Source organism: Streptococcus humanilactis, from assembly GCF_019448275.1.
GTDB classification, from domain to species: Bacteria; Bacillota; Bacilli; order Lactobacillales; family Streptococcaceae; genus Streptococcus; species Streptococcus humanilactis.
Map to the genome: position 1 here is coordinate 1 of NZ_JAHXBZ010000039.1, position 240 is coordinate 240.

General features: G+C 42.5%; 2 rRNA genes. Both read right to left on the reverse strand.

The window, feature by feature from the left end:
* Positions 1-73: ribosomal RNA gene (rrf, locus tag KV696_RS09755) — 5S ribosomal RNA — on the reverse strand; the annotation flags it as partial.
* Between the two features lie 76 nt (positions 74-149).
* Positions 150-240: ribosomal RNA gene (locus KV696_RS09760) — 23S ribosomal RNA — on the reverse strand; the annotation flags it as partial.

Genomic DNA, 240 nt, shown 5'->3' on the forward strand with positions numbered 1-240 from the left:
TTCCGGCGTTCTAGGGCTTAACTTCTGTGTTCGGCATGGGTACAGGTGTATCTCCTAGGCTATCGTCACTTAACTCTGAGTAATACCTACTCAAAATTGAATATCTATTCAAATCAAGAAAACCGTACGCTTTCATATTCTCAGTTACTTTGGATAAGTCCTCGAGCTATTAGTATTAGTCCGCTACATGTGTCGCCACACTTCCACTTCTAACCTATCTACCTGATCATCTCTCAGGGC